This is a genomic window from Prauserella sp. PE36 (genome assembly GCF_003311655.1).
GTDB lineage: Bacteria > Actinomycetota > Actinomycetes > Mycobacteriales > Pseudonocardiaceae > Prauserella_A > Prauserella_A endophytica.
The window spans coordinates 19,067-28,758 of sequence record NZ_QEQT01000076.1 but is presented as its reverse complement, the minus strand read 5'-3'; the positions used below and the strand labels follow the sequence as shown (position 1 = coordinate 28,758).

9 protein-coding genes and 1 pseudogene are annotated in these 9,692 nt (G+C 69.8%); all 10 read right to left on the bottom strand.

Annotation, left to right across the window (positions count from 1 at the left end):
* Window positions 1-31 precede the first annotated feature (31 nt).
* Window positions 32-532 (bottom strand): hypothetical protein, encoded by a 501-nt coding sequence (locus DI005_RS38645; protein ID WP_199543045.1) that lies wholly within the window; start codon window positions 530-532, stop codon window positions 32-34.
* Window positions 532-1,481: pseudogene (locus DI005_RS20935) on the bottom strand (acetaldehyde dehydrogenase (acetylating)). Before DI005_RS20935 ends, DI005_RS38645 begins: the two are co-directional and overlap by 1 nt.
* On the bottom strand, window positions 1,478-2,332 hold the full coding sequence (locus DI005_RS20930) for a 2-keto-4-pentenoate hydratase (protein ID WP_199543043.1): 855 nt from the start codon (window positions 2,330-2,332) through the stop codon (window positions 1,478-1,480). The pseudogene DI005_RS20935 and the gene DI005_RS20930 overlap by 4 nt, the downstream one beginning before the upstream one ends.
* Before the next feature lie 347 nt (window positions 2,333-2,679).
* A complete protein-coding gene (locus DI005_RS20925) occupies window positions 2,680-3,459 on the bottom strand; it encodes an SDR family NAD(P)-dependent oxidoreductase (protein ID WP_255565732.1) in 780 nt (259 codons plus the stop codon).
* Between the two features lie 26 nt (window positions 3,460-3,485).
* Window positions 3,486-4,883 carry an MFS transporter gene (locus DI005_RS20920; protein ID WP_113643239.1) on the bottom strand — a complete coding sequence of 466 codons (1,398 nt, stop codon included), beginning with the start codon at window positions 4,881-4,883 and terminating at the stop codon, window positions 3,486-3,488.
* A gap of 106 nt (window positions 4,884-4,989) precedes the next feature.
* Window positions 4,990-5,742: an SDR family NAD(P)-dependent oxidoreductase gene (locus DI005_RS20915; protein WP_158559858.1), complete on the bottom strand. Its 753-nt coding sequence runs from the start codon at window positions 5,740-5,742 to the stop codon at window positions 4,990-4,992.
* 250 nt (window positions 5,743-5,992) lie between these two features.
* Window positions 5,993-7,393, bottom strand: coding sequence for an aldehyde dehydrogenase (locus tag DI005_RS20910; protein ID WP_113643237.1), 1,401 nt, complete (start codon window positions 7,391-7,393; stop codon window positions 5,993-5,995).
* The gene (locus tag DI005_RS20905; protein ID WP_113643236.1) at window positions 7,390-8,127 is read right to left on the bottom strand and encodes an SDR family NAD(P)-dependent oxidoreductase; all 738 of its coding nucleotides are present in this window, start codon (window positions 8,125-8,127) and stop codon (window positions 7,390-7,392) included. Before DI005_RS20905 ends, DI005_RS20910 begins: the two co-directional genes overlap by 4 nt.
* Window positions 8,124-8,660 (bottom strand): hypothetical protein, encoded by a 537-nt coding sequence (locus tag DI005_RS20900; RefSeq protein ID WP_113643235.1) that lies wholly within the window; start codon window positions 8,658-8,660, stop codon window positions 8,124-8,126. Before DI005_RS20900 ends, DI005_RS20905 begins: the two co-directional genes overlap by 4 nt.
* A 2-nt stretch (window positions 8,661-8,662) precedes the next feature.
* Entirely contained in the window at window positions 8,663-9,688 is a 1,026-nt protein-coding gene (locus DI005_RS20895) for an aromatic ring-hydroxylating dioxygenase subunit alpha (RefSeq protein ID WP_113643234.1), read from the bottom strand.
* Window positions 9,689-9,692: the final 4 nt, after the last annotated feature.

The window sequence follows — 9,692 nt, the reverse complement described above, 5'->3', positions numbered from 1 at the left end:
CACCGCGACGCGCAGTGGGACCAGGACCAGGCTACGACCCTGCTCGGCGACGCACTGCGGCGGGTCCTCGGCATCTGACTCCCACACACCCGCGCCGCCCGTCCAACGAGGACGGTCGGCGCCACGAGGAGTCAGCCGATCCGTCCCCACTCCTCCGGTGCCAGGGCGGGGAGCAGGGCGGCCTGCCGGCCCAGGGCCAGCGCGGCGGTGCCCCGAGGTCGAAAGCCTTCTCCAGTTCGGCGATCGTCCCGATGCCGGGCAGCAGCAGCGTGGTGAGCACCGCGTTCTCCACGACCTCGGCCGCGGCGGTGATCCACTCCCAGTCCGTGTTGCTGCCCGGGCCGTAGGTCAGCGAGGCGCCCGCCAGGCCGTCGCCGTGCGCAACCTCGATCGCCGCCACCCCAGACCGGTCCACGGCCGAGGCGATGGCGCGCACCTGGTCCGGGGTGAGCCGGTGCCGGACGGCGTGCATCCCGTCCCGCAGGGTGACGTCCTGGATGTAGAGCGCTCCGCTCTTCGGGCCAGTGCTCATCAGGCCACCTCGGCGATCCGGGCGGCGGCGGTCAGCTGCTCGGCCGTCCGCAGCGCCGCCGAGGTCATGATGTCCAGGTTGCCCGCGTAGGAGGCAGGTAGTGCGCCGCTCCCTCGACCTCCAGAAACACCGAGACCCGCCACCGCGGGCGCGGCGCGTCCCCGATCAGCGTGCCCAGCGGCTCGTCCGCCGGGATCGGGTCCACCTGGACCTGCTGCTTGAGCCGGTACCCCGGCACCTACCGCGACACCTCCGCGTGCATCGCGGCCACCGACTCCCGGATCTCGTCCGGGTCGCCGCCCGAGGCGAGACACAGCACGGTGTCCCGCATGATCATGGGCGGCTCGGCCGGGTTCAGAACGATGATCGCCTTGCCCCGGCGGGCCCCGCCGACGACCTCGATCGCCTTCGCCGTGGTCTCGGTGAACTCGTCGATGTTCGCCCGGGTGCCCGGTCCGGCCGACTTCGAGGCGATCGAGGCCACGATCTCCGCGTACGGCACGTCGGTCACTCGGGACACGGCGGCGACGATCGGGATCGTCGCCTGTCCGCCGCAGGTCACCATGTTGACGTTGCGCGCGGTCCGGTGCTTGTCCAGGTTCACCGCGGGCACCACGAACGGGCCGATCGCGGCCGGGGTGAGGTCCACCAGGATCTTCCCGTAGGGCTCCAGCAGCGCCGCGTTGGTCAGGTGCGCCCGCGCCGAGGTCGCGTCGAACACCACCCCGATCTCGTCGAACACCGGCAGCTCCACGAGGCCCCGCACGCCGTCCGATGTCGTCGCGAACCCGAGCCGGGCCGCGCGGGCGAGCCCGTCCGACGCCGGGTCGATGCCGACCATCGCCCCCATCTCCAGGGTCTCCGACAGCCGGATGACCTTCATCATCAGGTCGGACCCGATGTGGCCCGACCCCACGATCGCGACCTTCGTCACGCCTCCGGTCCTCATCGCCCGTCCTCCCTCACTCCGCCGGCGTGGATGACCTCACGCCCGGCGCGCTCGTCCTGCGAGAACCCGACCGACACCGAGCCCAGCCCCGAGAGCTGCGCCGTGTAGGTGCGGCCCAACACCGCGGGGACCATCGGGCCGAGGGCGCCGGACAGGACCACCTCGCCCGCCCGCAGCGGCGCCCCCAGGTCCCGACACGTCGCGGCCAGCCACAGCACCGCCTCGACCGGGTCGCCCAGGCACGCGGCGCCGGTCCCCTCGCTGACGGTAGCGCCGGTGCCGTCAGTCAGCTCCATCCGCACGGTCCGCAGGTCCTGGTCGCCCAGCTCGACGCGCTCCGCCCCCAGCACGTACAGCCCGCTGGACGCGTTGTCCGCCACCGTGTCGGCGAAGGTGATGTCCCATCCCGCGATCCGGCTGTCCACGATCTCCAGCGCCGCCACGACGTGGGCGGTCGCGGCCCGCACGGCCGCGGCGTCCAGGTCCGGGGCATCGAGGTCGGCGGCGAGCACGAACGCGATCTCCGCCTCGACCTTGGGCTGCAGCAGCCGGCCGGAGTCCGCCTCGGTGCCGGCGGGCACCTCCATGTCGGCGAACAGCACGCCGAAGTCCGGCCGGTCCACGCCCAGCTGGCGCTGAACCGCAGGCGAGGTCAGGCCGACCTTCCTTCCGACCATCCGGCGGCCGTCGGCGAGGGCCCGCTCGGTCAGGATGCCCTGCACCGCGTAGGCGGTCTCCCCGCTCCCGTCCGGGAGCACGTCGCGCACCGGCGCGCACGGGACATGGGTCCTGGTGGCCTCGAGCAGCCGCTCGGCGGCCTCCCGGATGCCCGATGCCTGGAGGTCCGGCATGTGGTCGTCCTTCCTTCCGTCCGGGAGTGCGACATCGCACCGCCCGCGAACCAGCGCTGCGGTCCGCCCGCGCTCGAGACGGACGGTAATCGGCGGCCCGCCGGGATCCCCGGGACTGTTCCAGCCACCGGATCACGACGAGCGGCGTCACTACCCGCCGGTGCTGAAGTGGATGTTCTTGAGCTCGGTGAACTGCTCGATCCCCTCGACCCCGCGCGTGCGGAGGCGAGTCGCAGTCCACCGCTGACAGATGGTGAGGAGCCCGGCGAGTCCGAAGTCTCGACACGCCGGGGGCGGTTCACCTCAAACGAGAACTGCACCTTGCTCGAGGCGACGCCAGTGGCGAATCAGTGGAACGCGTAAACCTGAGGTGACGCCGACGGTCTGCCCGCGCCCGGGGCGATCACGGCGCCTCCGTCGACGACCAGGTTCGCTCCGGTGATGTGAGCGGCCTCATCGGAACAGAGAAAGATCGCCGCGTTGGCCACATCTGCAGGCTGGCCGAGGCGGTGGTTGAGAGATCTCATCCGGACGCGATCCTCGCCTCCCCATTCCTCGATCTGGGGGAGGAGGCTCGGCGTCTTGGTGAGACCTGGTGACACGGCGTTCACCCGGACATTGCAGGACGCCAGCTCCACTGCCATGCTCTCGGTCAGGGCGATGACGCCGGCTTTCGTCGCAGAATGGGCGAAGGTGCCCGGCGCACCTGCGCGCAGGCCCTGGGTCGACGCGGTGTTGAGGACGACACCGCCGCCCCGCCGTCGGAACACGGGAACGGCATGCTTGACGGCGAGGAAGACCAACGTCAGTTCATTCGCCAGCGTGTAGTCCCACTCCTGCCGGGTCATCTCCTCGATCGGGGCGAATCGACAGCCGGACGCATTGTTGTACAGAATGTCGAAATCGCCGAACGTGTCGACGCCGAAGTCGATCCAGCTCTTCACCTCAGCCTCGTCGCTGCAGTTGACCGGGGCCAGCGCCACCATGCGACCGCCACCGTCGTTCACGAGCCGAGCCGTCTCGTCGGCGGCCGTCGAATCCAGGTCGCAGCCCACTATGCGGGCACCCTCTCGGGCAAACAGCAATGACGCGCTCCGCCCCTGCCCGCTTCCGCATCCCGTGATCAACGCGACTTTCCCGGCCAACCGCCCGGTCAACTTGCACCCTCCTGCGCCGTGACCACGCCCGAGGTCGCGGGCAGCCGGCGACTGCTGGTCAGGATGATCGCGAGAACGCTGAGCAGGCAGGTGCCGATGACGAGGACGAGGATCAGGCCGATACCGCCGTTCTGCACGGCCAGAAGCGAGGCGAGAGCAGCGGGGCCGAACCCGCCTCCGACGGTCGAGGCGAGCTGGAACCCCAAGGAGGCACCGGTGTACCGGGAGCTGGTTTCGAACTGCTCCGCGAGGAATGCGACGCTGACCGCGAAGATCGGCGTGATGATGAAAGCATAGAGGACGATGAAGGCAATCAATGTCGGACCGGTGTCACCAGAGCCGGTCATCAGGAGGAATGGGTAGATGAACACGATCGCGCCGACAAGCCCGCCGATCATGATTCCGCGCCGTCCGTAGCGGTCGGACAAGGCTCCCGCCAAGGGCGCGAACGGAATGCATACGACTGAGGCCACGAATGTGATGCCCAGGACAGCCGAGGCGTCGAGACCGTTCTGTCTCGCGTAGGCGAGGCCGAAGGAGCTACCGATTCCGGCAGTGAGCAGGAACGGGCCGAGAAGCGCGAACAAGATCAGCAGGAACGACTTCGGCCGGCGCAGGACCGACCAGAGCGGGACATCCTCAACGTCGCCGGCACCCCGCCCGTTGCGCTGCTGGTCGATGAACAACGGCGACTCCGCGATCCCCAGACGGATCCACAGTCCCACTCCCACGAGCACGGCGCTGAGCAGGAACGGGATCCGCCATCCCCAGGACATGAACTGCTCGTCGGGTAGCAGCGAGAACAAGGCCAGCAGCCCTACGCCCAGCGCCGTACCGCTCACCTGACCGGCATTGACGAAGCTGGCCGCGAATCCACGGTGACGCTCGGGCGCGTGCTCGAACGCCATGAGCGCCGCGCCACCCCACTCGCCACCCACACAGATCCCCTGCACCACCCGAACGGTGACCAGCAGGATCGGCGCCAATGCACCCACCTGCTGGCTCGTCGGCAGCAGCCCGGTCAGAGTGGTCGCCGCGCCCATGATGATCAGTGTCCAGACCAGCGCGGGCTTGCGCCCGAACCGGTCGCCGACGTAGCCGAAGATCAGCGCACCGAGGGGTCGGCTCAGATAACCAGCTCCGAGCGTCCCCAGCGAGGCGATGGTCGCGGCAACCGGAGGCAAGCCGCTGAAGAACACCTTCCCGAACACGAGGCTGGCGGCCGTGACGTATAGCAGGAAGTCGTAGTTCTCGAGGGCCGTCCCAAGATAGCTGGACAGGACGACCCGTCGCAGTTCCTTTGATGTGGACGACGTGACATCGTTCGCGCTCTCCGTTGAGCTCATCGCTTTCTCCATCTGCAAACCGAGGTGCTCATGATCGTGACCGATCATGAGAGTCGAGCGTCACGATCGCTGATCTGCGCTACGCGACACCGGAGCCAGTCGCGTCTGGACGACGCGATACGTTCGGCCGTTCACCATGGCGGGGCGCTCCCTTTCAGTTGTGGGCCCAGCCTCCGTCGACGTTGAAGACCTGCCCGGTCACGGAATCAGAGGCTGCCGAGCACAGATACTCCACGGCTCCGGCGACATCCGCGGGTGACAGCGCAAACGGAAGGCACTGCTCGGAGGTGATCCGTCCTTGAAGCGCCTGGGCGGCGTCGGGAGAATGAGCACGGTGCCCCGTGAGGGCAACATAGCCGGGGGCGATGGCATTGACTCGTACTCCGTCGCCGCCGAGCTCTCGGGCAAGGGCACGTGTCAGGCCCGTCACGCCGGCCTTGGCAGCGATGTACGGGGCCAGGCCTCGAGGTTCACCACGGGCGACCGTGGTCGACGACACGTTGACGACCTTGCCGTATCCCGCGGCGCGCATGACGGGAAGGACCGCGGTCGTGCAGAGCCAGACGGACTTCAGATTCACCTCCATGATGTGAGTCCACTGCTCGTCGGTGAAGGAATCCACGGGTCTCGCCGGATAGAGCGATCCGCCGGCGTTGTTGACCAAGGCGTCGAGACGCCCCCAAGCGTCGGTGACATGACGCACCGCCGCACCGATTGCCGCAGCATCCCGGACATCCAGCTCGAAATTCGAGACACGGTCCTCACCCACCTCGGCGCCGATCTCCTCGGCGGTCGATCGCGCGGCTTCTCCGTCGACGTCGACGACAGCAACCCGCGCCCCCGCGTTGGCGAGCCTGTGGGCGTACTCTTGCCCCAGTCCATTACCCGCTCCGGTGACGAATACCACGCGACCCGTCAAGGTCCCAGTCATCACGCTCAGCCCTCTCGGATCCCGTCTAATGGAAGGTCGGACGCCATACAGAACAGGGCGGCCGGTGAATGGCTTGCCTAACGCGAGGCGAACAGGATCGACTCGTCCGAGGTGGACGTTGTCATCCCGTACGTCGGCGGTCGCCCGGCGGCCACCCCGACTGCCGAGATCCGTACATCCGCATCGTTCGCCTCTTCCTTCGGGATGTGCGAGTACACATGGTCGATCAGGCCTGGGTGCCCGCCCGGCCGCCGGTGCTGAAGTGGATGTTCTTGAGCTCGGTGAACTGCTCGATCCCCTCGACCCCGCGCGTGCGGCCGAGGCCGGAGAGCTTGTGGCCCCCGCTCGGGATCTCTGGAGCGTTGCGGTTGTAGCCGTTGACCCAGACCGAACCCGCCCGGATCCGCCTGCTCGCCTGCCACGCCGTGTCGATGTCCGACGTCCACACCGCCGCGGCGAGCCCGAACGGGGTCGCGTTGGCGAGCGCGACGCCATCCTCCACGGTGTCGAACGACTCGACCGAGATCACCGGACCGAAGATGTCCTCCTGCACCACCGCGGAGTCCACCGGCAGGCCGGTGACCAGCGCCGGGGTGAGGAAGTGCCCGGGCAGCCCGTCGGGGTGCACCGCCTCGCCGCCGGTCACGATCGTGCCGTCGGTGGCCGCGACGTCCAGGTAGTGGCGCACCTTGTCGAACTGGGTCCGCGAGATGAGCGGCCCCAGCGTGGTCGTCTCCTTGCGCGGGTCCCCGACCGTGAGGTCGGCCGCCAGCTCGGTCAGCCGGACGACCGCCTCGTCGTACCGGGGGGCCTGCACGAGGATCCGGGTGCAGGCCATGCACATCTGCCCCGCGGTCACTACGCCCGCCTTCAGCGAGGTGGACAGCGCGGTCTCGAGATCGGCGTCGGCGAACACGACCGACGCGCTCTTGCCACCGAGCTCGAGCAGGGTCTGCTTCACCCCGTCTGCGGCCAGCCGCCCGATAGCCCGGCCGACGCCGGTAGAGCCGGTGAAGGCGACGGCCCGCACGGTGTCGTGCCCGACGAGCGCCTCCCCGACCTCTCCCCCGCCGACGACGATCGACACGGCGTCGCGTGGCACCCCGGCCCGGTACCCCAGCTCCACGAGCTGCCGGGTGACCAGGGTGGTCTGCGGTGCCGGCTTGACGACGGCGGTGACCCCCGCCGCGATCGCGGGCGCCAGGTCCCGGATCAGCAAGGTCGCCGGGTAGTTGTACGGGGTGATGAACGCCGTCACGCCGATCGGCTCGCGGACCAGGTGGGCCTCGCTGCCGTCGGTCAGCGTCCCGGCGCGCCCGCCGACGTAGCGCCCCAGGCCCGCGTAGAAGTCCAGGGTGGCCGCGCAGGACGCGACCTCCCGGCGTGCCTCGACGACGGGCTTGCCCGTCTGCGCCACCAGGGCCGCGGCCAGCGCGTCCTGGTCCCGGCGGACCTCCTCGGCCCAGGCCCGCAGCAACGCCAGCCTGCGCACCCGGTCGCCCGCCCAGCCCTCGAGCGCCGCGTCGGCGGCGCCGACGGCCGCCTCCACCTCCGCGGTGGTGCTGACCGGGACCTCGCCGAGCGTCTCGAGCGTGCTCGGGTCGGTCACCGTGATCAGGTCGCTCATGTGAAGAGTCCTCCCCCGTCGACGACCAGGACCTGGCCGGTGATGAACCCCGCGCCTGGCCCGCCGAGGAACCGCACGGCGCCGACGAGGTCCGAGGGGTACATCGACCGCGGGATGGCCCGCCTGCCCGACGCGGCCGCGACGTACGCAGCGTCGTTCAGGACCCTGGTCGCCTCGTCGTCGACCAGGCCGGGGGCCACCGCGTTGACCGTGATCTTGCGTGGGCCCAGCTCGCGGGCCGCCGCCCGGGTGAGGCCCTCGACCGCGGCCTTCGACGCCACGTAGTGGGCGAACCCGGGCGAGCCGTTGCGGGCCGTGGTCGAGGAGATGTTCACGATGTGCCCGCCGTGCTCGGACATCGCCGGGAGGACGGCCTTCATGGCCTGCCAGGTGCCCCGGGTGTTGACCCGCATCACCCGGTCCCAGTCGTCGAGCCCGATTTCCTCCAGCGCCCGCTTCCCGCCCAGCGTCTTGTACATCGCCGCGCAGTTCACCAGCGCGTCGATGCGGCTGTGCCGGTCCACCGTCGCCTCGACGAGGCCGCGGAGGTCATCGTCGCGGGTGATGTCGACCCGCACGTACTCGGCCTTCGCCGCGTCCGCGCCGGGCTCGGCGAGGTCGGCGACGACAACGTCCGCGCCCGCCCCGGCGAACTCGGCGACGATCTCGGCACCGATGCCCGTGGCACCGCCCGTGACCAGCACCACCCGGCCGGCCTCGCTGGGGAGGGTCACTGCCGCTCCCCTCCTTCCACCAGAACGTCGAGCAAGCGCTGCGCGTCGGCCTCGGTCAGGTCGGAGACCACCCGGCTGGAGACCTCCACCCGCCCCATGAGGTCGGGATCGAGCAGCTCGTCCGCCACGGCCTCCCCGGCGACGACGAGCACGGCGACCGCCCGCACGGAGCCGGCGCGACGGCCTGCGTCGCGCAGCAGGGCGAGATCGTCGGCGAAGCCTGCGAGATACTCCGCACCGACCGCGGTCGCCGCCACCGCCACCTGCTCGACGTCGTCGGCGTAGCTCAGCCCGGAACGGTCCAGCGCGTGGACCGTCACCCGGTCGCGCAGCAGGGGCGAGAGCGGCGACCAGAGATCGTGCAGCCCGGCGTCGGGGGCCACGAGCAGCACGCTCGGGCCCTCGCCCGCGGTCCAGATCGCCACCGCGGCCCCACCCGAGGTCCGCGTGACCCGCAGCGAGGGCTCCTCGTCGGTCCACCAGGGCCCCCGGACGACCACCGGCGCGTAGTAGGTGGGTGGGACCTGCGTCATCCTCAGCCGACCTTCTCCGCGTCCAGCATGCGCTGGATCAGCCGCCGCGCCTGCAGCGGCCCCGCGTCCACCTTCAGGTTCAGCTCGATCGGGTAGTCCGGCTCGTAGGAGGAGATGATCTCCTCGATGGCCTCCGACGCGGCGACGTCCTGCTTGAAGACGGCCTCGATGCCGTGCTGCATGAGCTCGGTGACCTCATCGTCGTGGATCTTGTAGTCACGCGTGTGGCACCAGAAGTAGTGCGTGGTGTTGCCCTTGGCGGGCGTGACGCAGTGGATCGCCTTCTGCGAGCACGTGCGCGAGTCGTCCGGGTCCCCGGTCGGCTTCGCCGAGACGTGCGTGATGTGGAAGCCGGGCGCGAAGTACTCCGCCATCTGACCGCGGTCGATCCGGCCAGTGATGCCCATCGTCCTCGTGAAGAACGGCGGGCAGTCGATGTCGTACATCGGCCGCGCCACCCGGACGACGGCGCCGTCGAATTCCGTGGTCACCGGCGACTCGGCGATCTTCTCGGTGCCGATGGAGCCCGCGTGCAGGAACTCCAGGTGCGAGAGGTCGAGCAGGTTCTCGTTGAGCAGCTGGGCGCGCGCGTTCATCGGGAGCAGGCCGCGCACGGTGGCCCAGTTCGGGTCGGTGATCCAGTGGTGGTCAGGGACCAGGCTCTCGTCCGCCTTGTCCGGGTCACCCATCCAGATCCAGACCAGCCCCCAGCGCTCGAACAGCGGGAACCGGGTCACCTTGCACGCGGGTGGCACGTGGGTCTGCGACGGGATGCGCTCGGCCCGGCCCTCGGAGTTGTAGAGGATGCCGTGGTAGCCGCACTCGATGTAGTCGTCCTTGAGGCGCCCCTTCGACAGCGGCATCTGCCGGTGGACACATCGGTTCACCAAGGCGACGGGGTCGCCGTCCTGCTTGCGGTACAGCACGACCGGCTCGTCCAGCAGCCAGCGGTCGAGCAGCGTTCGGCCGAGCTCGTCGCTGTGAGCCGCGACGTACCATTGATTGCGCGGGTATCTGTTCGGGTACATGTGG